At 75.9% G+C, this 24,206-nt stretch carries 22 protein-coding genes; 3 read left to right on the forward strand and 19 right to left on the reverse strand.

Annotation, left to right across the window (positions count from 1 at the left end; genetic code table 11):
* Positions 1-231: 231 nt before the first annotated feature.
* The 7 genes from AB0953_RS03295 to AB0953_RS03325 form a co-directional block, all read right to left on the reverse strand.
* Positions 232-1,359, reverse strand: a complete 1,128-nt coding sequence (locus tag AB0953_RS03295) for an acyl-CoA dehydrogenase family protein (RefSeq protein ID WP_366857678.1) — start codon at positions 1,357-1,359, stop codon at positions 232-234.
* A complete protein-coding gene (locus AB0953_RS03300) occupies positions 1,356-2,543 on the reverse strand; it encodes an acyl-CoA dehydrogenase family protein (protein ID WP_366857679.1) in 1,188 nt (395 codons plus the stop codon). Before AB0953_RS03300 ends, AB0953_RS03295 begins: the two co-directional genes overlap by 4 nt.
* Positions 2,540-3,517: an NADPH:quinone oxidoreductase family protein gene (locus tag AB0953_RS03305; protein WP_366857681.1), complete on the reverse strand. Its 978-nt coding sequence runs from the start codon at positions 3,515-3,517 to the stop codon at positions 2,540-2,542. The genes AB0953_RS03300 and AB0953_RS03305 overlap by 4 nt, the downstream gene beginning before the upstream one ends.
* 547 nt (positions 3,518-4,064) lie before the next feature.
* Positions 4,065-4,829 carry a PIG-L deacetylase family protein gene (locus AB0953_RS03310; RefSeq protein ID WP_366857682.1) on the reverse strand — a complete coding sequence of 255 codons (765 nt, stop codon included), beginning with the start codon at positions 4,827-4,829 and terminating at the stop codon, positions 4,065-4,067.
* Between the two features lie 270 nt (positions 4,830-5,099).
* Positions 5,100-6,410 (reverse strand): alpha/beta fold hydrolase, encoded by a 1,311-nt coding sequence (locus AB0953_RS03315; RefSeq protein WP_366857683.1) that lies wholly within the window; start codon positions 6,408-6,410, stop codon positions 5,100-5,102.
* Positions 6,411-6,606: 196 nt separating this feature from the next.
* On the reverse strand, positions 6,607-7,692 hold the full coding sequence (locus tag AB0953_RS03320) for an S-(hydroxymethyl)mycothiol dehydrogenase (RefSeq protein ID WP_366857684.1): 1,086 nt from the start codon (positions 7,690-7,692) through the stop codon (positions 6,607-6,609).
* 73 nt (positions 7,693-7,765) lie between these two features.
* Complete coding sequence (locus AB0953_RS03325; protein ID WP_366857685.1) at positions 7,766-8,869, reverse strand: LysR substrate-binding domain-containing protein; 1,104 nt, start codon at positions 8,867-8,869, stop codon at positions 7,766-7,768.
* A 70-nt stretch (positions 8,870-8,939) separates the two neighbouring features.
* Here AB0953_RS03325 and AB0953_RS03330 point away from each other — a divergent pair, with 70 nt between their 5' ends.
* Both AB0953_RS03330 and AB0953_RS03335 read left to right on the forward strand, forming a co-directional pair.
* Positions 8,940-9,842, forward strand: a complete 903-nt coding sequence (locus AB0953_RS03330; protein WP_366857686.1) for a dihydrodipicolinate synthase family protein — start codon at positions 8,940-8,942, stop codon at positions 9,840-9,842.
* A 404-nt stretch (positions 9,843-10,246) separates the two neighbouring features.
* Positions 10,247-11,005 (forward strand): LysM peptidoglycan-binding domain-containing protein, encoded by a 759-nt coding sequence (locus tag AB0953_RS03335; protein ID WP_366857687.1) that lies wholly within the window; start codon positions 10,247-10,249, stop codon positions 11,003-11,005.
* A gap of 76 nt (positions 11,006-11,081) precedes the next feature.
* On the opposite strand, the gene AB0953_RS03340 is transcribed toward AB0953_RS03335, so the two are convergent.
* From AB0953_RS03340 to AB0953_RS03385, 10 genes are all read right to left on the reverse strand, one after another.
* Positions 11,082-11,687 (reverse strand): response regulator transcription factor, encoded by a 606-nt coding sequence (locus AB0953_RS03340; RefSeq protein WP_366857688.1) that lies wholly within the window; start codon positions 11,685-11,687, stop codon positions 11,082-11,084.
* A gap of 4 nt (positions 11,688-11,691) precedes the next feature.
* Positions 11,692-12,858 carry a sensor histidine kinase gene (locus AB0953_RS03345; RefSeq protein ID WP_366857689.1) on the reverse strand — a complete coding sequence of 389 codons (1,167 nt, stop codon included), beginning with the start codon at positions 12,856-12,858 and terminating at the stop codon, positions 11,692-11,694.
* Positions 12,859-12,947: 89 nt separating this feature from the next.
* Positions 12,948-13,889: a squalene/phytoene synthase family protein gene (locus tag AB0953_RS03350; protein WP_366857690.1), complete on the reverse strand. Its 942-nt coding sequence runs from the start codon at positions 13,887-13,889 to the stop codon at positions 12,948-12,950.
* Between the two features lie 79 nt (positions 13,890-13,968).
* On the reverse strand, positions 13,969-15,747 hold the full coding sequence (locus AB0953_RS03355) for a protein kinase (protein ID WP_366857691.1): 1,779 nt from the start codon (positions 15,745-15,747) through the stop codon (positions 13,969-13,971).
* A gap of 27 nt (positions 15,748-15,774) precedes the next feature.
* Positions 15,775-17,349 (reverse strand): peptide-N4-asparagine amidase, encoded by a 1,575-nt coding sequence (locus AB0953_RS03360; RefSeq protein ID WP_366858152.1) that lies wholly within the window; start codon positions 17,347-17,349, stop codon positions 15,775-15,777.
* 169 nt (positions 17,350-17,518) lie between these two features.
* The gene (gene rraA / locus AB0953_RS03365; protein ID WP_366857692.1) at positions 17,519-17,998 is read right to left on the reverse strand and encodes a ribonuclease E activity regulator RraA; all 480 of its coding nucleotides are present in this window, start codon (positions 17,996-17,998) and stop codon (positions 17,519-17,521) included.
* 570 nt (positions 17,999-18,568) lie between these two features.
* Complete coding sequence (locus tag AB0953_RS03370; RefSeq protein ID WP_361916217.1) at positions 18,569-18,841, reverse strand: GlsB/YeaQ/YmgE family stress response membrane protein; 273 nt, start codon at positions 18,839-18,841, stop codon at positions 18,569-18,571.
* 86 nt (positions 18,842-18,927) lie between these two features.
* Entirely contained in the window at positions 18,928-19,290 is a 363-nt protein-coding gene (locus AB0953_RS03375; protein WP_366857693.1) for a hypothetical protein, read from the reverse strand.
* Positions 19,287-20,177, reverse strand: a complete 891-nt coding sequence (locus AB0953_RS03380) for a hypothetical protein (protein WP_366857694.1) — start codon at positions 20,175-20,177, stop codon at positions 19,287-19,289. The genes AB0953_RS03375 and AB0953_RS03380 overlap by 4 nt, the downstream gene beginning before the upstream one ends.
* Complete coding sequence (locus tag AB0953_RS03385; protein ID WP_366857695.1) at positions 20,174-21,178, reverse strand: phosphatase PAP2 family protein; 1,005 nt, start codon at positions 21,176-21,178, stop codon at positions 20,174-20,176. The genes AB0953_RS03380 and AB0953_RS03385 overlap by 4 nt, the downstream gene beginning before the upstream one ends.
* A 211-nt stretch (positions 21,179-21,389) precedes the next feature.
* Here AB0953_RS03385 and AB0953_RS03390 point away from each other — a divergent pair, with 211 nt between their 5' ends.
* Positions 21,390-22,043, forward strand: a complete 654-nt coding sequence (locus tag AB0953_RS03390; RefSeq protein ID WP_366857696.1) for a TetR/AcrR family transcriptional regulator — start codon at positions 21,390-21,392, stop codon at positions 22,041-22,043.
* 182 nt (positions 22,044-22,225) lie between these two features.
* Here AB0953_RS03390 and AB0953_RS03395 read toward each other — a convergent pair whose 3' ends face one another.
* The gene (locus AB0953_RS03395) at positions 22,226-22,768 is read right to left on the reverse strand and encodes a TerD family protein (RefSeq protein WP_366858153.1); all 543 of its coding nucleotides are present in this window, start codon (positions 22,766-22,768) and stop codon (positions 22,226-22,228) included.
* Positions 22,769-22,999: 231 nt separating this feature from the next.
* Positions 23,000-24,187, reverse strand: coding sequence for a VWA-like domain-containing protein (locus AB0953_RS03400; RefSeq protein WP_366858154.1), 1,188 nt, complete (start codon positions 24,185-24,187; stop codon positions 23,000-23,002).
* Positions 24,188-24,206 lie beyond the last annotated feature (19 nt).

Here is a 24,206-nt window from a genome sequence, read left to right on the forward strand (position 1 = left end):
CTGCTGGCGATGTCGGCGAACTCCCCGCTGTGGGACGGCCGCGACACCGGTTTCGCCCAGGTAACCCGGCTCCGCCGGGCACCGGGCTCCGCCCGGACCCGCGCCTCAAACGCCGGCGAGGCCGAAATGGCCCACCCCCCGCTTCGAAAGCGGGAGGTGGGGCGGGGGGATGCCCGGCCCCGGGGCGGAAGGGGGCGGTGGGTGCCCGGCCCGGGGCGGAAGGGGGCGGGGTTACGGAGACGGGAGTTCGGCGAAGTCGGCGACCAAGGTGTGGTGGTGGCCCGCGGTACCGAGGGCAAGGGCATCGGCCTTGGCCCGCTTCAGGTAGAGGTGGGCCGGGTGCTCCCAGGTCATCCCGATGCCGCCGTGCAGCTGGACGCACTCCTCGGCCGCCCGCACCGCGACCCCGGAGCAGTACGCCTGGGCCACGGCCACCGTGAGCGGCGCGTCCGGGGAGCCGGTGGCCAGGGCGTCGGCCGCGGCGCGGGCCGCCGCCCGGGCCGAGGCGACGTCCAGCCACAGCCGGGCGAGCCGGTGCTTGAGGGCCTGGAAGGAGCCGACGGGCCGGTTGAACTGGTGCCGGGTCCGCAGGTACGCCACCGTCTGCGCCAGGCACCACTCGGCCACCCCCAGCTGCTCCGAGGCGAGCAGCCCCGCTCCCGACAGCAGGGCCCCGGCCACCGCCGCCCGGGCCGTGGCCGGGTCGGCGATCCGGATGCCCTGCGCCCGGTCCAGGGTGACGTCGGCGAGCGGCCGGGTCAGGTCCAGCGCGACGAGCGGGCTCAGCGAGGCCGCCGAGGCCTCGACCGCATGGAGCCCGGTGTCCGCGAGGACCAGCAGCACGTCGGCGGCGACGGCGTCCGCCACGGTGGTCACCCGGCCGGTCAGGATCCCGCCGCCCGAGTCCCGTACGGGGGCGGGCAGGCGCGCACCGGGCGCGAGGGTCAGCGGCACCGCCGGCACGCACACCCGCCGCCCCGCCGCCAGTTCCCGTACGAGCGCAGCGGCATCGGCGCCGTCGCAGCCGAGCAGTACCTCGGTCGCCAGGACCGCACTGGTCAGGTACGGGACGGGGGCGACGGCCCGCCCCAGCTCCTCCAGGACCACGGCGGCCTCGCGGTGGCCGGCGCCCTGCCCGCCGAGCTTCTCCGGCACGAGCAGCCCGGCCGTGCCGATCCCGGCGGCCAGGGTCTGCCAGAGCGCCGGGTCGTGGGGCCGGGCGGTCTCGATCCGGGCGAGCACGGCGGCGGGCCCGCAGCGGTCGGCCAGCAGGTCCCGTACGGAGGCGCGAAGGCCCTCCTCGGTCTCGGAGTAGAGCAGGTCGAGCGGGGCGCTCGGGAACGTCGCGGCACCGGTCATCGGGAGAGGTCCTTCCAGGCGGTGTCCTTGTCGTCGCGCGGTTCGGCGGGCAGCCCGAGGACGCGCTCGGCGACGATGTTGAGGAGGATTTCGCTGGTGCCGCCCTCGATGCTGTTGCCCTTGGCGCGCAGGTAGCGGTAGCCGGCGTCGCGGCCGGTGAAGTCGACGAGTTCGGGCCGGCGCATCGTCCAGTCCTCGTACACCAGGCCCTCTTCGCCGAGGAGCTCCACCTCAAGGCCGCTGATCTCCTGGTTGAGCCGGGCGAAGGCCAGCTTCATGCCGGAGCCCTCGGGGCCGGGCTGCCCGGCGGCGAGCTGCTGGCGCAGCCGCTCGCCGGTGAGCCGGACGACCTCGGCCTCCACCCACAGCTGCAGCAGCCGCTGGTGCAGGGCGTGGGTGCGCAGTGCGGGACGTTCGCGCCAGGCGGCGGCGACCGGGGCGATCATCCCGCCCTCGCGGGGGACGCGCATGCCGCCGATGGAGACGCGCTCGTTCATGAGGGTGGTGCGGGCGACCTCCCAGCCCTGGCCGACCGCGCCGAGGCGGTGGCTGTCGGGGATGCGGACGCCGGTGAGGAAGACCTCGTTGAACTCGGCCTCGCCCGTGATCTGGCGCAGCGGCCGGACCTCGACGCCGGGGGCGTGCATGTCGCACAGGAAGTAGGTGATGCCCCGGTGCTTGGGCAGGGCCGGGTCGGTGCGGGCGATGAGGATGGCCCAGCGGGCGGTGTGGGCGCTGGAGGTCCACACCTTCTGCCCGTCCACCACCCACTCGCCGGCCGCCTCGTCGAGGACGGCGCGGGTGCCGAGGGCGGCGAGGTCGGATCCGGCTCCGGGCTCGCTGAAGAGCTGGCACCAGACCTCGTCGCCGACCCACAGCGGGCGCAGGAAGCGCCGCTTCTGCTCCTCGGTGCCGTACGCGAGGATCGTGGGCGCGGCCATCCCGAGGCCGATGCCGATGCGGCGCGGGTCGTTGTCGGGGGCTCCGGCGGCCTCCAGTTCGGCGTCGACGACGGCCTGGAGGGCGCGGGGCGCGCCGAGTCCGCCGAGGCCCTCGGGGTAGTGCACCCAGGCGAGGCCGGCGTCGAAGCGGGCCCGCAGGAAGGCGGTGCGGGGCGTGTCGGCGGGCGGGTGCGCGGCGAGGAGGTCGCGGACCCGGGCGCGCAGGGCGTCGGCGGTGGTCACCCTCGGGCACCCCCGTCCAGGGACGGTACGACGACCAGCCGGCCGGTGGTGGTCCCGTCGGCGACGCGCTGCACGGCGTCGGCGGCCGCGGCGAGCGGGAGGCGTTCGCTCACGAGCGGGGTGACGGCGCCTGCGGCGGCGAGGCGGGTGAGCTCGGTGTGGCAGGCGAGGACCGCGGCCGGGTCCTTGGCGGCGTACAGGCCCCAGTGCAGGCCGAGGATGGAGTAGTTCTTGACGAGGGCGTGGTTGAGGGCGGGGGCGGGGACGATGCCGCCGGCGAAGCCGACGACGACGATCCGGCCCTCGAAGGCCACGCACTTGGTGGAGGCGGTGTACGCGTCGCCGCCGACCGGGTCGTAGACGACGTCGGCGCCGCGGCCGCCGGTGAACTCCTTGACCCGCGCGGCGACGTCCTCGGCGGTGCGGTCGACGACCAGGTCGCAGCCGAGCTGCTCGGCGGTGCGGGCCTTGGCCTTGCCGCCGACGACCCCGATGACGGTGGCGCCGGCGGCCTTGCCGAGCTGGACGGCGGCGCTGCCGACTCCGCCGGAGGCGGCGTGCACGAGCAGGGTCTCGCCCGGCTGGATGCGGGCCCGGCGGTGCAGGCCGAACCAGCCGGTCTGGTAGCCGATGTGCAGGGCTGCGGCCTCCGCGTCGTCGAGGCCGTCGGGGGCGGGCAGCAGGGCGCGGGCCGGGGCGGTGACGTACTCGGCGAAGCCGCCGTGCGGGAGGCTGGGGTTGGCGATGACGCGGCGGCCGTCCTCGGTCTCGCCGCAGATCTCCACCCCGGGGGTGAAGGGCAGCGGCGGCCGGATCTGGTACTGGCCGCGGGCCAGCAGTGCGTCGGGGAAGTTGACGTTGGCCGCGAGGACCTTCAGCCGCACCTCCCCCTCGCCGGGGACGGGTTCGGGAACCTCCTCGAGGCGCATGGCCTCGAGGGGTTCGCCGGGGGTGTGCACTCGCCATGCCTGCATCCGGGGCCTCCAGCCGCCGTCGAGGAACCACGCTCCGCGGGCATACTAAGCAGTCGCTTGCCCATCTGTGAACCGGCGGCTGGGGTGGATGCGGGCCCCGGCCGTCCCGGCCGAAGGAATCCGGACACCGGGCGGCGTCCGCCGTCGGGCGCACCCGGACCTGCCGGCCGCCGGCGGGACGGTGCGGCTCGGCTTCCCCCGGAGGCCCGGCGGCCCACGGCGGGGCAGCAGCCGGGCGGCTCAGCCCCGTACGCACGTGGCGCTCGCGGCGGTGGCGGTCGCCGGCGAGGGGGCGCATCCGTGCGGGGCCGGGGCCCGGACACCGTGCCGGGGGACGGCGCTGCCGGCTGGACGAGGCCCCGTAGGGAACGAACGGCCTCGGCCGGGACCGGGCACACGGCCCGGACGGCGAGGGCCTGTGGGGGGAGTTCTCCAAGTGGCCGGTGCTCGACCTGCGGTGAGGTGCGGGAGCGGGGCGCGGATCCCGGCCGCGGCTCAGCGGACCGGTCCCGCGCACCCGGCTCCCTTTGCGGTGGGGAAGGCGCTGTCAGCGCGGGAAGAGTTCGAACGTCACCGCCGGGCGGCCGCCGAAGCGGGCGCCGGCCTGCTCGGCGAATCCGCCCAGGAAATTGCGGCAGTACTCCTCCGGGTCCTGGTCGGTGAGGACCTCTATGTACGCCTTGTGCTCCATCAGGGACTTGACCGCCCGCTCCATGCCCGGACCGGCGTCCGTGGCGTGCGTCGGGGTCGGGGAGCCCGACACGGCGACCCAGCGCACCCCGTTCCAGGGCTCCAGGCCGTGTTCCGTGCGCAGCTCGGGGAAGATCCACCGGTTGCCGGCGTCGGCGGCCGCGTCCAGGACGGCCCGGCCGACGGCCTTGTGGTCGGGGGTGTTCCAGAAGCCGCCGCCGTCCCGGCCGCCCCAGGTGTCGCGGTGGTTGAGGGTGATGACCAGCTCGGGGCGGTGGCGCCGGATGGCGGCCGCGATGTCCCGGCGCAGGTCCAGGCCGTACTCGATGACGCCGTCGCGGTAGTCGAGGAACTCCACCTCGGACACGCCCACCACGGCCGCGCTGGCGCGCTGTTCGGCCTCGCGCAGCGGACCGCACTCCTCGGGCGCGATGGTGTCGATGCCGGCCTCGCCCCGCGTGGCCAGCAGGTAGACGACCTCGCGGCCGCCGTCCGTCCAGTCGGCGATGGCCGCTGCGCAGCCGTATTCCAGGTCGTCGGGATGGGCGACCACCGCCAGGGCGCGCTGCCAGTCGGTGGGCATGGGCTCCAGGGGCGCGTGCGAGTGCTTCTGTTCGGTCATGTCCGCACCCTAACCAACTCCCCCTCACCGCAGGCCGGATGAGCCGTAGCCGGACCGGGTCGTGGGGGTGGTGGAGCGGGCCGAGCCGATGCGCGGCGGCCGGCTGCACCGCATCGCGAGGGTCGTGGTCCGCGACCCCGCCGGGCGGATCCTCGTCCACCGCCGCCCCGCGGAGGCCTCCCGCTTCGCGGGGCAGCTCAACGGCCTGGTCGGCGGGTACCGCAGCGCCGGCACTCGCTGGGGGGCGTGGCGGCCGGGGCGGGGGGCCGGTCAGGCCTCGTCGCGGGTGAGGGACAGGAGGCGGTTCAGGACGCGGGGGCCGCCGGCGCGGATGCCGTCGTGTTCGAACTCGTCCGTCACCCAGGTCCGCAGGCCCCGTACGGCCGCGGCGGTGGCCAGGGAGTGGGCGGTGTCCACGTACATGTCGTCGTGGTAGACGGCGGCGGCCACCGGGACCTCGTTGGCGGCGAGCCGCTCGGGGTCGTAGAGGGGGCCCCAGCCGGTGCGGGCGGCCAGCAGTTCCGCGGTTTCCCGCAGCGGGGCGAGGGCCGGGTCGACGGCGAAGTGCCAGGGGTGGATGGTCTCGCCGGTGAAGAGCAGGGGCTCCCCGCCCGCGAGGGCCTTGGCGGCGTCGAAGCCGGCGTGGTCCGCGCGGACCCGCTCGGCGGCCCAGGCGGTGGGCGCGGCCGGGTCCTGGGCGTAGATGGCCTCGTGGAGGACCGCGTACAGGGGGTGGCCGGCGAAGGAGAGCCGCTGGTGCACGCCCTCCAGGAAGGCGTCGGAGAGGACGGGGCCGGCCGTGGACGGCACGAAGGCGTCCTCCAGCAGGTAGTGCAGCTGGTGGCTGCCGTCGCCGCCGCCGAGCATGATGCCGAGGGACTGGAAGGCCTCGACGGTCAGCAGGTAGCCGCCGGGCAGTTCGGCCGGGCGCTCGGCGAGGTGGGCCGCGATGCGGCGGGCCCGTTCGACGTCCATCGGGTAGCGGGCGTAGTGGGCGAGGTTCTTGCGCCGCATGCGCGGGTAGGCCGCCGCGTACACCTCGTCGGCGGTCGCGTCGAGTGAGGGCAGGCCGCCGGCGATCAGGGCCGCCGCCAGTCCTTCGGGGGCCGTGGACAGGTAGTGGGTGGTGCAGAAACCGCCGAAGCTCTGCCCGAGGACGGTCCAGGGGGCGCCGCCGGTCAGCACCCGGCGGATGGCCTCGGCGTCGCGGACGATGGAGTCGGCGCGGAAGTGCGCCAGGTAGGCGGCCTGCTGCTCGGGGGTGCCGCGCAGGGGCAGGGTCTGCCGGTTCAGCGGGGTGGAGCGGCCGGTGCCGCGCTGGTCGAGGAGGAGGACCCGGTGGTCGGTCAGGGCCCGGTCCAGCCAGGCCTGCCGGCCGGTGAAGCGGCGGGCGCCGAAGCCGGGGCCGCCTTCGAGGTAGAGCATCCACGGCAGCGCCTCGGGGTCCCGTCCGGCCGCGACGACCTCGCGCGCGTACAGCTCGATCCGCTCGCCGTCGGGCCGGCTGTGGTCGAGCGGCACGGTGAAGCGGTGGTCGGTGAGGACGACCCCGGGCTGGCGGTAGGTGCGTTCGGCGGTCACGACGGCCCCTGGGGGTTGAGGGTGCGGGTGCGGGCGGGCGCGGTGTGCCCGCGGCCCGGTGGGGCCGCGCGGGACACGGGCCGCGGCGGTGCGGCCGAGTGTATTACGGGCCCCTCCCCGCCCTTCCCGGCCCCGCCTCCGGGGTGCGGGCACGGGGGGCGGGACCGGCGGGCGGGACCGGGGCGGCAGGCGGCGGCTAGAACTCGACCACCGAGCGGAGGACCTCGCCGCGCTCCATGCGGGCGAAGGCGGCCTCGACGCCGTCGAGCGGGATCGTCTCGGAGACGAAGGCGTCGAGGTCGAGCCGGCCCTGCAGGTAGAGGTCGATCAGGAGCGGGAAGTCGCGCTCGGGCAGGCAGTCGCCGTACCAGGAGGACTTCAGGGAGCCGCCGCGGCCGAAGACGTCCAGCAGCGGCAGTTCGAGCTTCATGTCGGGGGTCGGGACGCCGACCAGGACCACGGTGCCGGCCAGGTCGCGGGCGTAGAACGCCTGCTTGTAGGTCTCGGGGCGGCCGACCGCGTCGATGACCACGTCGGCGCCGTTGCCGCCGGTGAGGTTCTGGATCGCCTTGACCACGTCCTCGGTGCGGCCGTTGACGGTGTGGGTGGCGCCCAGGCCGCGGGCCCACTCCAGCTTGCGGTCGTCGAGGTCGACGGCGATGATCCGGGCGGCCCCGGCGAGCCGGGCGCCCGCGACGGCCGCATTGCCCACGCCGCCGCAGCCGATGACGGCCACGGAGTCGCCGCGTCCGACGCCGCCGGTGTTCAGGGCGGCGCCGAGGCCGGCCATGACCCCGCACCCGAGGAGCCCGGCGGCGGCAGGCGACGCGGCCGGGTCGACTTTGGTGCACTGCCCGGCGGCGACCAGGGTCTTCTCGGCGAAGGCGCCGATCCCGAGGGCCGGGGAGAGCGGGGTGCCGTCCTCCAGCGTCATGGGCTGGGTGGCGTTGTGCGTGGCGAAGCAGTACCAGGGGCGCCCGCGCTTGCAGGCCCGGCAGGTGCCGCACACCGCCCGCCAGTTCAGGACCACGAAGTCGCCGGGCGCCACGGAGGTGACGTCCGGACCGACGGACTCCACGATCCCGGCGGCCTCGTGGCCGAGGAGGAAGGGGAACTCGTCGTTGATGCCGCCCTCGCGGTAGTGCAGGTCGGTGTGGCAGACCCCGCAGGCCTGGACGCGGACCAGCGCCTCGCCGGGGCCGGGGTCCGGCACGAGGATCGTCGTCGTCTCCACCGGTGCGCCCTTGCTCCGCGCGATGACCCCGCGTACGCGATGCGTCACGTCATACCCCGCTCTGTTCGGATCTGTCTGGATCACGAAACGTACACGGGACGGGCGTCGTACGGGAGTTGTGTCACGTTCCGGCCTGCGCCGTGGCGAGTTCCCGCGGTACGGCGGCGCGCAGTGCCGCCGTGAAGGCGGCCACGGCCGGGTGGGCGGCGGCGCCGCTGCGGAAGGCCACCTTGGTGCGCCGCTCCATCAGCAGCCGGGTGAGGGAGACGCCGGGATCCGGCCGGGCCGGAATGCCGAGCTGCGGTACGACGGCCACGCCCTGGCCGGCGGCGACCAGGGCGAGCACGGTGGCGAACTCGTCCACCCGGTGGCGCACGCGCGGGGCGAAGCCGGCGGCCTGGCAGGCCCGTACGGCCATGGCGTGGCACAGGGTGCCGGGCGTGGCGGTGATCCAGGGGGCGTCCGCGTGGGCGCGCAGGACGGAGCCCTGGTCGAACCGGGGCACGGGTTCCGCGGCGTGCACGGGAGCCGGGAAGGGGCCGGCGGCACACCGCGGGTCGGGGTCAAGGTCGGGAACCGGATCCGGGTCCGGGGCCGGACCCGGGCCCGACGCCGGATCCCGGTCCGCGGCCGGGTCCGACGCAGGGTCACGCTCCGCGGCAGGGGCGGGGTTCGGGGTGCGGGTCGGCGGGTCCGCGGGGGCGGCGAGGTACATCGCCTCGCTGCACAGGGGCGTGGTGGCGAGCCCCGGCTCGGGCGGCGCGGGCACGAAGTCGTACTCGTGGACCAGCGCCACGTCGAGGTCCCCGGCCCGCAGCGCGTGCGCCACGGCCGCCGGATCGATCTCCGACACCATGGGCTCCAGCCCCGGATGGCGCCGGGCCAGCGTGACCAGAGCGGCCGGGACGATGGCCCGGGTGGCGGTGGGGAAGGCCCCGATGCGCAGGGCTCCGGCCAGGCCGCTGCGCGCCTCGGCGAGGTCGGCGGCCGCCTCCTCCAGCCGCTCCAGGACGGCCTCGGCATGCCGGACCAGGTTCTGGCCCACCGGGGTGAGCCGGACCCGGCGGCCCGTGCGCTCCAGCAGCGGCAGGCCCGCCTCGCGTTCGAGGACCCCCAGTTGCTGGGACACGGCCGAAGGGCTGAAGGAGAGGGCCTCGGCCACGGCGGCGATCGTCCCGCGGCGGGCCAGTTCGCGCAGCAGGCGCAGGCGTCGTACGTCGAGCATCGGATCAGCTTACGGTTCGGGTAAGAAATGCGAACTGGATTCGGCGGTCCGGGCGGGCGAGGCTCCTCCCATGGCACAGGACATCGCCCTTCACGGGATCCACGTACCCCTCATCACCCCCTTCTCCCCCTCCGGCGGCGTCGCCGCCGAGGCCCTGGAGGCGCTCGCCCACGAGGTGCTCGACGACGGCGCCGCCGGGATCGTCGCCCTCGGCACCACCGGCGAGGCCGCCGCCCTCGACGAGGCGGAGCGCGACCTCGTCACGGACGTCTGCGCCCGGGTCTGCCGGGAGCGCGGGGCCGTGCTGACCGTGGGCGCCGGGGCGAGCGGCACCCGGGCCGCCGAGGCCTCGCTCGCCCGGCTCGCGCGGTGGCCGGAGGTCCGGGCGGCGCAGGTGACGGTGCCGTCGTTCGTCCGGCCCGCGGCGGAAGGGGTGTTGGCGCACTTCACGCGGCTGGCCGAGGTGAGCCCCGTACCTCTGGTCGTCTACCACATCCCGTACCGGACCGGGCAGCCGCTGGACGCCGGGGCGCTGCGCCGGCTCGGGGAGATCCCGGGGGTCGCCGGGATGAAGTACGCCGGCGGCGGCATCGACGCCGACACGGTGGCGCTGCTCGGCGCCCTGCCCGAGTCCTTCTCGGTGCTGGCGGGCGACGACGTGTACCTGTCGCCGATGCTGGCGCTCGGCGCGACGGGCGGGATCCTCTCCTCGGCGCACCTGGCGACGGCGCGGTACGCGGAGCTCGTGGCGGCCTGGCGGGCGGGCGACGTGGCGCGGGCCCGGGCGCTGGGCCACGCCCTCGCGGCGCTTTCGGCGGCGGCCTTCGGCGAGCCGAATCCGACCGTGGTCAAGGGTGTGCTCCATGCGCAGGGGCGGATTCCGACGGCCGACGTGCGCCTTCCGCTGCTGCCGGCGAGCCGGGCGTCGGTCGAGGCGGCGCTCGGCGCGCTGGAGGAGCTCGCCCGGCTCTGAGGTCGTGGCGAAACCCCTCGAAACGGCAGCGGGCGCGCCGGAAAGCGCCCGCTGCGGGCGGTTGGGAAGGAACCGGCCCTGATGCCCCGAAACAGGTACATGAATAGAGGGTTTGTCCGTTTTGAGAATCGGGCTCCGCGCCCGTGATGTCAGTCACGCAAACACCGACAACATCAATTTCCCCGGAGAAGCGGTTCCCCTTTCCCGGAAAGGAATTCCGGGTTTTCGCAAAGGGCCCTCCAAGGTCATTTTCCGCCCCGGCACGGGAAAGTCGATCACCGGGTGCAATTCGAGCCTTGTTCCCTCCCCGCGGACTCGCTTACGGTCACGTCGTTCCCGGCGGGCAGCTACCGAATCCGGCCGCCGCCAGGGGTCCCCCGCACCCGTACGTGAGGAATTCCGCCATGCCCGGACAGGGTAAGCACCGCCGCCCGAAGCAGCGTCCGATCGTCCGCAAGCTGGCCTTCGCCGGCACCGGCGGCGCAGCCCTGGCCCTGCCCCTGATCAGTGCGACGACCGCCGGGGCGGCCGTCACCCAGGAGCCGGCCGCCGCGCCGGCGGCGACCACGGCGGTCCTGCCCGCCGCCCAGCCGGCCGCGGCCCAGGCAGCGGCGCCGGTGACCTACTCCGTGGCCGTGGGAGACACCCTGTCGAAGATCGCCGCCGAGCACTCCGTCAGCGGCGGCTGGCAGGCCCTCTACGCGGCCAACCGGGCCGTCATCGGCAGCAACCCCTCGGTCATCCGTCCCGGGACCAAGCTGACCCTCGGCGCCGCGGCCAAGGCGGCCGTCGCCAAGGCGAAGGCGACGGCCAAGGCGGCGGTCAAGCCCGCGGCGAGCTACCCGAACAACCTCGACGGCTGGATCCGCGAGTCGCTGGCCATCATGGCCAAGCACGGAATCCCTGGTACGTACAACGGAATTCACCGCAACGTGATGCGCGAGTCCTCGGGCAATCCGCTCGCCATCAACAACTGGGACTCCAACGCCGCGATGGGCATTCCCTCCAAGGGCCTGCTCCAGGTCATCGACCCGACCTTCCGCGCCTACCACGTCCCCGGAACGTCGATGAACTCCTACGACCCCGTCGCCAACATCACGGCCGCCTGCAACTACGCGGCCGCCCGCTACGGCTCCATCGACAACGTCAACGGCCCCTACTAGTCCGGCCCCTCCGGGCCCGGCCCGTACCGCTCCGGCCGGTCCCCGGTCCCGCCGCTCCGTGCCCGCGGGCCCGCCGTCACAGCCACCCCTGGCGGCGGGCCGCACGGACGGCCTCCATCCGGTTGCGGGTGCCGGTCTTGCCGATGGCCGACGACAGGTAGTTGCGCACCGTCGACTCGGACAGGTGCAGCCGCGCGGCGATGTCGGCGACGGTCGCGCCGTCGGCCGCGGCGTTCAGCGCCTCGGCCTCCCGCGGCGTCAGCGGGTTCGGCCCGGCGCTCAGCGCGGCGGCCGCGAGCGCGGGGTCGATGACCTTCTCCCCCGCCAGCACCCGCCGTATCGATGCGGCCAGTTCCTCCACCGGCCCGTCCTTGACCAGGAACCCCGCGGCCCCCGCCTCCATCGCCCGGCGCAGGTAGCCCGGCCGCCCGAAGGTGGTCAGGATCAGCACCCGGCAGCCCGGCAGGCGTGTGCGCAGCTCCGCGGCCGCGTCCAGGCCGCTGCGGCCCGGCAGTTCGATGTCGAGCAGCGCCACGTCCGGCCGTGCCTCCAGGGCGGCGGGCACGATCCGGTCTCCCGCGCCGACCTGGGCGACGACCTCGATGTCCTCCTCCAGCCCCAGCAGCAGCGCCAGCGCCCCGCGCATCATGCCCTGGTCCTCCGCCAGCAGGACCCTGATCATCGGCTCACTCCTCGGTTGCATGTCCGCCGGCCTCCACCGGGAGTTCGGCCGCGACCCGGAAGCCGCGCCCGGCGGCCGGTCCGCCCTCCAGGGTGCCGCCGGCCGCCGCCAGGCGTTCGGCCAGGCCGGTCAGGCCGCTGCCCGGCGGGGCCGAGCCTACGCCGTTGCCGTCGTCGGTGATCACCAGGCGGACCCGCTCCGCCGAGCTGCGCAGCTCTATCTCGCACCGGGCGGCCCCGCTGTGCCGGATGGCGTTGGTCACGGCCTCCCGGACCACCCAGCCGAGCAGGGCGGCCTCCTGCGGCGGCAGCGGGGGTCCGGACTGCCGTACGACGGGCTCGATGCCGGCGGCGGTCAGCGCGCCGCGGGCCCGGTCGAGCTCCGCGGCGAGGCTGGCCTCGCGGTAGCCGGTGACGGCTTCGCGGATCTCGGTCAGCGCCTGCCGGCCGATGGATTCGATGTCGCCGATCTGCGCGAGGGCCGCGTCCATGTCCCGGGGGGCGATCCGGCGGGCCGCCTCCGACTTGACCACGATCACCGAGAGGGTGTGGCCCAGCAGGTCGTGCAGGTCGCGGGAGAAGCGCAGCCGCTCCTGGTCGACCGCGGTCCGCGCCAGCTCCTGCCGGGTCTCGCGCAGGGTGCGGACGGTCTCGGCCAGGGCCAGGATGGCGGCGGTGACCATCCCGGACAGCAGGGTGCCGTAGACGATGCCGAGCGCGTCCCAGCCGTCCTGCCGGCCGGTGACGGCCCCCGCGAGGCCGGTGACGGCCAGCATCACGGGGCCCAGCGCCCGGCCGCGGACCACCGCCCCGGTGGCCAGCCCCCACAGCGGGAAGAACAGCAGCCAGTTGCCGCCGTACGCCAGGGCGAGGGCGCAGGTGGTGGCGCCCAGGGCGGCCAGGCACCACCGGGTGCTCGCTGCTTCCCGGGTCCGCTCGTCGAAGGCGCGGAACACCAGCGTGACGTAGAGCGAGTCGAAGACGAACAGCCCGAGGATGCCGACCCACGGGTTCGGGGTCTCGCCGTGGACGATGTTGGAGACCGCGCCCATGCCGAGCAGCAGCCAGGGCAGCAGGGTGTAGGCGTTGGGCGCCTTCAGCGGGCCCGGCGGGTCCTCGGGGCGGCGCTCGGGGGCGGCTCCGGCGTGCGGTGGTGCGGTCTTCTGCGGCATGGCCCCCACGCTACGGAGCGGCGGGAGCCGCCCGGCAGAGCCGCTCGTACCGACCCGGGCCGTACGAATGTCACGGCCGCCCGGCGCCGTCACCCGGCGGCCCGCAGCCAGTCACGGGTCCCGGAGCCGGCAGCGGAACGGGCGCGGGCGCGGGCCAGGGTGCGCAGGGGGGCCATGAGGCCGTAGCCGACGTCCCGGCGCAGCGCGCCCGCGCCGGCCCGCTCGACGGCCGCCAGCTGGTGGGCCATGAGCTCGGTCATCGCGGCGACGACCGGGCGCAGCCCCGGCTCGGTCAGGTCGAGGATGCCGTCGGCGGCCTCCAGGGCTGTCCGGGCGCGCTGCGCTTCGGCGGCGAGCAGGGCGCGTACGGCCGGGGTGTCGCGGGCCTGTTCGAGGTCGGCGCGGGTCACGGAGTGCTCGGCGAGGCGGGCGCGCGGCAGGCAGAGCCGGCCGTCGGCGAGGTCGCCCGCGAGGTCGGCGAGGAAGTCCACGCGCTGGGCGGCGTCGACGAACCGCCGCCATCCGGCGGCCTGTTCGGCGTCGGGTCCGCCCCGGTACTGGAGCCCGATGAAGGCCATCAGGCCCGGCCAGGCGTAGGCGTCGAGGTAGGCCTGGTAGTCCTGCTCGGTGTCGAAGCCGTCGAAGCGCGCCTCGGCGGAGGCGGCGCCGTCGAGGAAGCGGCCGACCCACGGCTCGGGCAGGCCGCGGGAGGCGACGGCGTGGACGTACGCCCGCAGCAGCGGGTCGGGGCTGTCGCCGGTGCCCAGCGCCTCCTCGACGCGCCCGGTGAGCGCGGCCAGGTTCTCGCGGCGCTGCCGGGCGGTGCCGGTCTCGGCGACGTCGTCGACCAGGTTCATGAAGCAGACCCCGGCCGCCAGCGCGGGCACCAGCGGCGGCGCCGCGAGCAGGCGCAGCGTCAGGTAGGGGGCGGGTTCCCGGCGCAGGACCCGGCGCGCGACGTGGGTGTAGTCGTCGCGCAGCCGGGCACTGCGGATGCCGGCCGCCGTGAGGGTGGTGCGCCAGGTGGGCATGGTGGCCGTGCTCCTCGGACCGCGGGTGACCCGTACGCGCGTTCGTCGCTCGTACGGCTGGGCGTACGGGTACACGATGTCAGGAGTGGTAGACCTTCTTGACGTTGCCCTGGGTGTCGGCGTGGACGTAGCCGCCCTGGCCGTACTCGTCGGTGAGGTAGGGCCGCATCGAGGGGGTCTGGTCGAAGAGCCAGGGCTCGATGATGACGTAGCGGGAGCTCGGCTTGTCGACGCCGAGCTCCTTCTTGGCGGTGTCGAGGAGGCCCGGCAGGGCGTCCCAGCTGACGGCGGCCATGTCGATCAGCGGTTCGTCGGCCTTGACCGTGCCGCCGGGGCCGGTGCGGCTCGCGCCGCCGCCGTCGTAGCGCCAGTGGTCGTAGGTCTTGGCGCCTGGGGCGGTGGGGATGTCGGCGAGGACGTACTCCTCGTAGACGGTCATCTCCACGAAGGAGGTGGTGCCCGTCTTCTGCTGGAACGCCTCCACGGCCGCGCGGACGTTGGCGGGCGTGAGCAGGCTGCCCCGGGAGGCGGCCTTGCCGCCGCTCGCGCGCGGGGAGTCCGCCTTCGCACCGGAGGCCGACGCGGAGGGGGCGGGCGCCGCACCGGACGAGGACGGTGCACCGCCTCCCTTCTCGGACGTGTCCGGGGAGCCCGCCCCGGACAGCCCCTGGACCATCCAGAACACCCAGCCCGCCAGCGCCAGCGCGAGGAACCCGCCGATCAGGACCAGGCGGCGGCGCGGGGCGCGCAAAGGCGGCGGGACGGCCGCGGTGACGGAGTACGGGGATCCGCCCCCGGGAGCGAACGGCGGGGGCGCGTACGGCCCGGCGGAGTACGGCATGCCGGCGGGCGGCGTGGCGGACGGCGGGACGGCGCCGGACGGCACGGCGCCGGACGGCACGGCGCCGGACGCGACGGCGCCCGGCCGGGGGCCCGCGAGTTGGGTGCTCGGCGGACCGTACTGGCCCGGCGTCGCCTGCGGGCCGGCCGGCGCCGTGCCCGCGGCGGCGGCCGCGGCCGCGTCCCGGAGCATCTGCTCCAGCTGCGCCGCGTCCGGCCGCACGGCCAGGTCCCGTACGAGCAGCCGCTCCAGTACGGGCCCCAGCGGGCCGGAGCGCACCGGCGCCGGGATCGGGTCCTCCAGCACGGCGACGACGGTGGCCAGGCTGGTGGCCCGGCGCAGCGGGCTGGTCCCCTCGGCCGCCACGTACAGGAGCATGCCCAGCGACCACAGGTCGGAGGCCGCGAGCCCCTCCTCGCCGCGCGCCCGCTCGGGCGCGATGTACTCCGGCGAGCCGATGAGCACACCGGTGGAGGTGAGCGCGGTCGAGCCGTGCAGGGCGGCGATGCCGAAGTCGGTCAGCACGGCCGAGCCGTCGGGGCGCAGCAGGACGTTGGCCGGTTTCACGTCGCGGTGGAGGATTCCTTCAGCGTGCGCGGCGCGCAGGGCGGACAGCACGTCCAGGCCGAGGCGGATCACGTCCGCCACCGGCATCGGCCCGGACTCCAGGAGGTCGCTCAGGGAGCCGCCCTTGACGAGCTCCATCACGATCCACGGGTGCCCGTCCGCGCCGTCGGCCGGCTCGACGATGTGGTGGATCGTCACCACGTTGGGGTGCGCGAGGCGGGCCAGGGCCCGGGCCTCGCGCACCGCCCGCTCCCGCAACTGGACGGTGAGGCCGGGCTGGGCCGCGGCCGTCGCCGGGTCCGGCGGGCGCACCTCCTTCAAAGCGACGTCGCGGTGCAGTGCGATGTCGCGGGCGCGCCACACCGTGCCCATGCCACCGGCGCCCAGGGGCGCCATCAGTTCGAATCGGCCGTCGACCAGCTGTCTGCCGGCCGCCTCACTCATGTCCATGGCGGGTCATCGTAGGCGCCGCCGGTGTCAGCAGCGTCGGCGGTCCACCGTCACGGTGCCCTGCGCGGTCGAGACGGTCCTGTCGTAGCAGCCGCGGCCGGTGGGCGCCCCGTACAGCTGGTAGTGCTCGGTGCTGGTGCCGACGGCGTGGCGCTGGTCGCGGGGCACGTTCGCCGTGTAGCTCGCGTCGCCGGTGTACCGGTCGTCGAGGCGGGTCCGGTCGACGGTGCGGCCGCCGCGCAGGGTGGTGGTCTCGGCGCGGTCGCCGAGGGAGATGACGGTGCGCAGCCGGTCGCCGGCGTCGAGGGTGGTCTCGCCGTCCATCGTGTACGTGCGCACGGTGCGGGTGGTGGAGTTGCCGCGGGTCACGCTGTCCTCGTCGGTCCAGGTGCCGGTCAGCGCGTCCTGGTTCTCGCCGTCCGTCCAGGTGTGGGCGGAGGTGTGGTGGACGGAGCGCGTGACGGTGGTGGTGACGCGGCCGTGGGAGGTGTCCAGGCGTCCGGCGACGGTCAGTCGGTGGGCGGCCTCGGTGTCGAGGCGGTGCCGGGCGGTGGGCGTCGCGGGTGTCCAGCGGCTGGAGCCGGCCGGTGCGCTCTCCTCGTGCCGGGTCAGGGCGCCGGTGACGACGGCCCGGCCCCCGTCCTGCCACAGCAGCAGGTTCGCCGGGGTGCTCCAGCCGCTCTGGCCGGCCGGGACCCCCGCGACGGAGACCTCGATGCGGTGCTCGCGGCCGTCGTTGAGCAGGGCGGCGTAGGGGGTGAGGTCGTAGACCACCGGCTGGACGTCGAAGGCGCGCGGCGCGGGCGTGACGTACCACAGGAAGGGGTTGGACCAGCCGCCGGTCCACACCGTCGGGAAGGGGGCGGCGATCCCGGCGAGTTGTCCGTCGACGGCGATGCGGACCTCGCGGTGGGGGCCGCCGGCGGCCTTGCAGGAGTACGGGGCCGCGTCGGGGACGGTCAGGTACCAGAACTCCTCGCAGCCGCCGCCCGATCCGGTGGCGTACACCTCGGCGAGGAGCCGCTCGGTGTTGCGGGGGGTGGTGACGGCGGGGGTGGTGAGGGGGATGACGCGGTCGGGGGTGTCGGGGGCCGCGGAATGCCGCTCGGCGGCGTAGAAGGTGAGGGTGGCCTTGACGTCGATGACGCCGGTGTAGACGTCGTTGACGACGTTCCCGATCAGCATCTCCACGGGCTGGGGCCGGCTGAGGGTGTCGCGGTAGCGGGTGACGTCCTTCTCGACGGACCAGGCGATGCCGTCGGGCGAGGGCTCGGGGGTGGAGGTGCGCAGGATCTCCACGCCGCCCACGGAGAGGTGGCCGAGCCGGTCGAACTGGCGGCCCTTGACCTTGCCGTCGAGGCGCAGGATGACCTTGGCCCAGGGGCCGGTGCCGCAGTCGGCGGGCGGCGTGTAGGTGCCGGTGTACGGGGTGAAGTCGCGGAACTGGGCCTCGGCGAGGGTCAGCTCGCAGGAGCGGGTCGCGGGGCGCTCGACGGGCGGGGCGGCGGTGAGCGGGTCGTGCCAGTCGGTGCCGAACTCCGCGGGGGGCGCGTCGGCCGGGGCCGCTGCGGTGTGGGCCTGCGCGGGTCCCGCGGCGGCCAGCGGGGCCACGGCGAGCGCGAGCGCGCCGAGCAGGCCGGTGATCCGGTGTCGTGTCATGGCCCCGCAGTGAACCGGCCCCGCCCCGCCGCCCGCCAGGCCCGCGGCACCGCGCATGGCCGGATCCCGCCCCCGGGGCGCGGGCGGGGCGCAGCGGCAGCGGTACGGGGGGTCAGGCGGGGAGGACGACCACGCCGTCGTCGTCGGCGTACACCGTCTCGCCGGGGCGGAAGGCGGCCCCGCCGATGGTGACGGGCTCGTCGACGGTGCCCGCGCCGGTCTTGCCGCTCTTGCGCGGGACGGTGCCGAGGGCCTTGATGCCGAGGTCCAGGCCGCCGAGGGCGACGCTGTCCCGGACGGCGCCGTTGATGATGAGCCCGGCCCAGCCGTTGCGCTGCGCGGCGCCGGCGATGAGGTCGCCGCTGAGCGCGGTCCGCAGCGATCCGGCCCCGTCCACGACCAGGACGGCGCCTTCGCCGGGGCTGTTGACGAGGTCGCGCAGCAGGGCGTTGTCCTCGTGGCAGGAGAGGGTCCGCACCGGACCGGCGAAGAGCCGGCGCCCGCCGAACTGGCGGAAGGCGGTGGCGCAGACCGCCAGGTCCTCGCCGTGCTCGTCGTACAGGTCGCTGGTGGGGACGGGTGTGACGGTCATGTCGCTCGGGACTCCTCGCAGCCGGTGGGTCGCGCCGTTCGGCCCAGCCTATGCGGGGCCGCCTGCGGGCAGCTCCGGCCCCCCGTGGCTCCGCCCCGGGGGGCCCGCGCCTCAAACACCGGCGGGGCTGACCCCGCCGGCCCCCACCACGGGCGGAGCCCCACGCCCGGCCGCGCCGGGCCCACTCGGCCTCCGCCCCAAACCCCGCCCCTCAAACACCGGCGAGACTGACCCCGCCGGCCCCCACCACGGGCGGAGCCCCACGCCCGGCCGCGCCGGAGCCGCTGGGACGCCGCCCCAAACCCCGCGCCTCAAGCGCCGGCGGGGCTGGATTGGCCGCCCCTCATGCCAGGCGTCGGCCGGGCGGAGGCCGCCCTCCAGCCTCGCCGGCGCTTGAGGCACGGGGTGCGGGGCGGAGCCCCGATCCTTGTGCCGCCGGGCCGAGACGGCCGGGGCCGGGGCGGAGGCCCCGGGATACGGAGAAAGGGCGGGGCGGGGAGGAGGCTTCGCGCAGCGGCCCCCGGCACCGCTCCGGCTCCGGCGCCGACTCCGGACCGGCCCGGGCCGGCGTCAGTCCCGGGAGCGGGAGTGGCCGAACAGGATGCGGTAGCCGATGAGCAGGACGAGGGAGCCGGCGATGGCGGCGCCCCAGGTGGCGGGGTCGTAGAACTCGTTGGCGATCGGCTTGTCGAGGAACTTCGCGGAGAGCCAGCCGCCGATGAAGGCGCCGGCGATGCCGATGAGGGTGGTGCCGATCAGGCCTCCGGGGTCGCGGCCCGGCAGCAGGAACTTGGCGATGGCGCCGGCGAGCAGCCCCAGGACGATCCAGCTGACGATCCCCATGCCTGTTCACTCCGCTTCGTGGGTGGGTGGTGCGTGGTACGTGTGTCCACTCACCCGGGAGGACGCGGAAGCGGCCGCGGCGGTTCTCAGCTGCGGCGGAGGCGCAGGCAGGCGGCCGTGGTGAGCGCGGCGGCCGTGAGGGCGGCTGCCGCGAGGGCGGTGCGCGAACGGCCGCCGAGCGCGGGCAGGGGCGGCCGGCGGGAGTGGGCGCAGAGCACGGAGCGGTGCGAGGCGAAGGACAGCACCGAGCTGCTGGACAGGGCGCTGAGCAGGGAGCCCGTGCTGAGCCACGAGCCGGCGGAGCCGAGCGAGAGCGCGGAGCCGGCCGATCCGACCGAGAGCACGCTGCCGACGGAGCCGATGGACAGGACCGAGCCCACCGAACCGATGGACAGCACCGAGTGCTTGGACCAGAGCGAGAGGTACGACCCGTCAGCCATGCGGGTCATGCTGCCACACGGGTGGCCGTGGTGGGGGCGGCCGCCGCCGGCGGGGCCGGGATCCCGGTGTGGTCGGCGGCCGGGGCGGTACGGGTCAGCAGCAGGACGCCGCGCGCCGCGGCCAGGGCGCCGGCGAACGCGAGCAGGAGCCCCGGCGCGCCGCCCTGGATGCGCTCGCCCAGCAGGGCCATGCCGATGACGGCCGCGGCCAGCGGGTTGGCCAGGTTGACCACCGCGAGCGGTGCGCCGAGGCCGCCCCGGTAGGCCCGCTGCGACAGCAGCAGCCCGCCGACGGCGAAGACCACGACGAGCAGGGCCACGGCGACGACCCGCCCGCTGAACAGCGATCCGCCGCGGCCGCCGGCCACCGCCACGGTCTGGGTGAGCGCGGAGGCGACGGCGGAGGCGAGCCCGGACGCGGTGGCGTGCCGCAGCCCGGAGCGGACGTCGCGGCGCACCGTCAGGAGCAGGATGGCGGCGGCGGTGGCACCCGAGACGGCGAGGGCCTCGGCGAGGGTGAGGGTGTCGTCGGGGGCGGGCCCGGAGGCGGGGAGCAGGAGCAGGCCGAGCCCGAGGACGGTGGCGAGGGTGCCGCGCCATTCGGTGGCGGCGACCCGGCGGCCGGCGCCGCGCGCGCCCATCGGGACGGCGGCGACGAGGGTGAGGGCGCCGAGGGGCTGGACCAGGGTGAGCGGCCCGTAGCGCAGGGCGGCGGCGTGCAGGAGCGCCGCGGAGGCGTTCAGGCCGGCGGACCACCACCAGGCGCCGTTGCCGAGCAGGGCGCGGGCGGTACGGGCTTCGGCGGCGCGGGCGAGCCGCTCCTGCGCGACTGCGGCCGCCGCATAGGCGGCGGCGGAGGCGAGGCAGAGCACGACGGCGAGGGCGGTGGCGTTCATCGTCCGACCCCCGCGGCCGTGCCGGCGGCGGCCCGGGGCGCCACGGCGCGGCTCCGGGCCCCGGCGGCCCCGGCGGCCCCGGCCCCCCGGACCGCCCCGGGCCCCGCATCCGCGGTCCCGGTCCCGGAGGACTGCGCCCCCTCCGGCCCGGCCCCGGCGGGCTCGTGGTCCGCGGTGCGCCACCGCTGCGGCAGGTGGCGTACCACGGCCAGGGAGCGGGCGGGGGGCTTCGGGCGCCGGATCAGCAGCAGCGCCGCACCCAGGAGGGCCGTGGCGACGACCGCGTCGAGCCAGTAGTGGTTGGCCGTGCCGACGATCACGACCAGGGTCAGCAGGGGGTGCAGCAGCCACAGCAGTCGCCACCGGGACCGGGTGGCCGCGATCAGGCCGAGGGCCACCATCAGCGCCCACCCGAAGTGCAGCGAGGGCATGGCGGCGAACTGGTTGGCCAGGGTGTCGGCCTCGGGGGCGGACCGGTAGACGGCGGGCCCGTACACCTGCGCGGTGTCCACGAGGCGGGCGGCGGCCAGCATCCGCGGCGGGGCGAGCGGGAAGGCGAGGTGCAGGGCGAGCGCGGCGCCGGTCAGTGCGGTGAGCACGCGCCGGGTCCACAGGTAGTGGGCGGGCCTGCGCAGGTACAGCCAGACGAGGAAGAGCGCGGTGGCCGGGAAGTGCACGGCGGCGTAGTAGGTGTTCGCGGCGTGGACCAGCACCTCGCCCGTGCCCCCGGCGACCGCTCCGCCCCCGCCCGGCGCGCCGCCCGGCAGGAGCAGCCGCTGCACGGCGCCCTCGCCGGGCAGGTGCAGGGCGCGTTCGGCGTCCCAGATCCGTCCGGCGTTGCGGAAGGCCTCGTCGGTGCGGTCCGTGGAGAGGAGCCGGCCGCCCTTGTAGACGGCGAACAGGCCCGCGACGAGCAGCAGCTCGCGTATGAGGCGGCGGCGCTGCCCGGTCCCGGCGCCGGGGCCGCCCGCCGGCCCGGCAGGTGTGGTGTGGGAGGTCATTCCCCCGGTCTCTCTTCCTGTACTCGGGCGCCGCCTGTGCGCGGTTGGAGCGTCGGTGCAGAGCGACTGGTCTCGACCACCCCGCTTACCGACACGCCAGTGTATCGATACATTCGCGTATCGATACGCAGGTGTACCGATACGCTCGCGTTCCCGTACACTGGCACCACGCCCCCGAACCGCGCGGAGCCCCCGAGGAGAGCCGCCCACCATGACGTCGACGCCGCCCGCCGCGCGCCGCTCCAAGATCACCCCGGAGCGGGTGCAGGAGTTCTACGACGCCGTCCTGGAGCAGCTGCGCGAACACGGGTACGAGGCCCTGACCATGGAGGGCATCGCGGCCCGGGCCTGCTGCGGCAAATCCACGCTCTACCGGCAGTGGAAGACCAAGCCACAGCTGGTCGCGGCGGCCCTGCGCGCGAACCGCAAGGGAACCCTGGTGGCGGTGGACACCGGCACGCTCGCCAGCGACCTGCGCGAGGCGGCCCGGATCGCGGCCGGCAACTCGGGGCGCGACACGCGCCTCACCGAGGCCGCACTGGCCCACGCGGTGCTCAACGACGAGAAGCTCCAGGCGGCCCTGCGCGAGGCGCTGGTCGAGCCGGAGCTCGCGGCGTTCGACGCGATGGTGGCGCGGGCCGTGGAGCGCGGGGAGATCGCCGCGGACCACCCGGCGGTGGAGTTCCTCCCGGCGCAGCTCATGGGCGTCCTGCGGATCCGGCCCGTGCTGGAGGGGCAGTACGCCGACGCCGACTACCTGGTCCGGTTCGTCGACGCGGCCCTGCTGCCCGCCCTGGGCCTGGCCGGCGAACCGGCGCCCGGGCCGCTCGCGGCCGGCCCGGCGGGCCCGGCACCGGCCCCCTGAACCGGCGGCCCGCCGTCACCGATGACCGGACGGCGGCCCGCCCGCGCTGCCTCGTGGGGACGGCGGCAGCGCGCCACCCGGACCGGGCGGCGCTCACCCGCGGGACGGGGTGAGCGCCGCCCGGTCCGCGCAGGACCGGGCCCCGGCCCTGCCGGCCCGGTCTGCGGCCGCTCCGCACGCCGTCAGGGGCGCGCGGCCCCCATGACCCGGACGAACTCCTCCGGTTCTGCGTCGAAGCCCCGTACGGCGGCGTCCAGCGACCAACTGCCCGCGCCGTCACGGGTGAACAGGGCGACGGTGGCCGCGGTGGCCTCCGGGACGGAGCCGAAATCGCTGACCGCGAGCTCGGTGTACCCCTCGCGGATCCGGACCCCGGTCCCCCCTATGGCGGCGAACGTCTTGCGGCGGCCGCCCCGCGGCCCGGCGTCCTGGATCACCACTCCCACCACGACGCGCACCGACTCCGGTGCCATGCGGTTCAGTTCGAGGGTCATGACCTCGTCGAAGCCGAAGCCCTGGCCGGTGCGGCTGTCCCGGTCGAGGGTGATCGTGCCGTCGGGGGAACGGCTGTCGAAGTGCACGAGCTGGGCGGGCTCGCCGTACGGGTCGGCGGCGGCATAGACCGCCGCGACGATGTCCAGGTCGTGCGGGGGCGCGCCCGCCGGGCTGGGATCCCACCGCAGGGCGATCTCCACCTTGGCCAGCCCCTTGCGCACTGCGTCCACCGCGCTGCTGCTCATCGAACTCCCCCTTCACCGAACGGGTGTTGCTCCGCCATGCTGTCATGCGACCGCTGCCGCGGTCCGGCCGACCGCACGTTCCCGGCCAGTCGGCCGCGCGGAGCCCCCGGAGGCAGGGGAGGGGCGCGCGGTCCGCGGTGCCGGCCCCCGGGCGTTCGGGACGGCGTGGGGGGCGGAGCCGGAGGGCAGAGGCGGCGCCCCCGGGGGCGCCGGTGGTCAGCGGCGGGGGTCGACGCGTACGGTCTCCACCCACGGCGGCGGCTGCGGCGCGGCCTCCCCGATCAGCGCGGCGATCAGCCGGCAGGACGGGGACTCCTCGGGCCACGGCGTGTACCCGTCGGTCAGGACGACGACGATGTTCGGCCGGTCCGGCATGGCCAGGGCGGCACCGATGCCGACCCGCATGTCCGTGCCGCCCCCGCCGGCCAGGGCCACCTGGTCGGTGCTGGTCACCCGGGCCACGGCCTGCACGTCCGCATCGCAGGCGAGGACGGCGACCCGGTTGCCGCGTACGCCGACCTCCCGCAGGACCCCGGTCACTTCGCCGAGGGCGGCGGCGAGGTCGTCCTCGCCCATCGACCCCGAGGTGTCGATGACGATGGCCACCCGCGGCAGCGGCCGGCGCAGGCTCGGCAGCACGACCCGGCCGCCCAGGGCGGGGGTGCGGCGCGAGGGGCGGCGGTAGGTGTAGTCGACCGCGCCGCCCGCCCAGGCTGCGGCCTCCCGGACTGCCCCGGACAGGGCGGTGCGCCAGTCGACGGTGGGTTCGAGGACCTCCTGCGCCCAGCGCTGCCAGCCGGCCGGCAGGGTCCCGCGGCTGCGCTGGTGCGCGCGCATGGCCTGGGCGGTCTGCCGGCGCAGCGCCTCGGCCTCGACCGGGCTGACGCGGGCCGGGCCGGCGCCGCCGAGCTCCCAGGGGCCGGGTACGCCGTGGGCGCCCGACCCGCAGTCCCACGTGCCGGGCGGGGTCGCCGGGATCGCCGGCAGGTACGCCTCGAACAGGCCGCCGGTGTCCAGGCCGAAGAGCCTGGGCTCCATCCGGCCCTCGGGCAGGGCGAGACCGTCGGCGAGGAGGTCGTCGTTGATCTCGCAGTCCTGGGCGATGTTGACCCGCACCCCGTCGCGCTGGTCGGCGGCCGGGAGCCGCCCGGCCCGGCCGTGGTGGTCGCGCAGCAGGTGGGAGACCTCGTGGATCCACACGCCGGCCAGCTCCGCCACCGGCGTCGCGTCCACGAAGGGGGGCGAGACGTAGACCCGCCAGTGCCGGTCCACGGCCATCGTCGCGAGCCGGGCGGAGGGGACGACGGTGAGCGCGTACAGGGCCGAGGCCAGGTACGGCCGGTCCTCGGCCGCCTTGTACCGGGCGGCGAGCAGCTTGGCCCGGTCCAGGCGGCCCTCCGCCACGGCGGGGCCGTCGGCGCCC

This window comes from Streptomyces sp. NPDC046866 (assembly GCF_040704625.1).
Classification (GTDB): domain Bacteria; phylum Actinomycetota; class Actinomycetes; order Streptomycetales; family Streptomycetaceae; genus Streptomyces.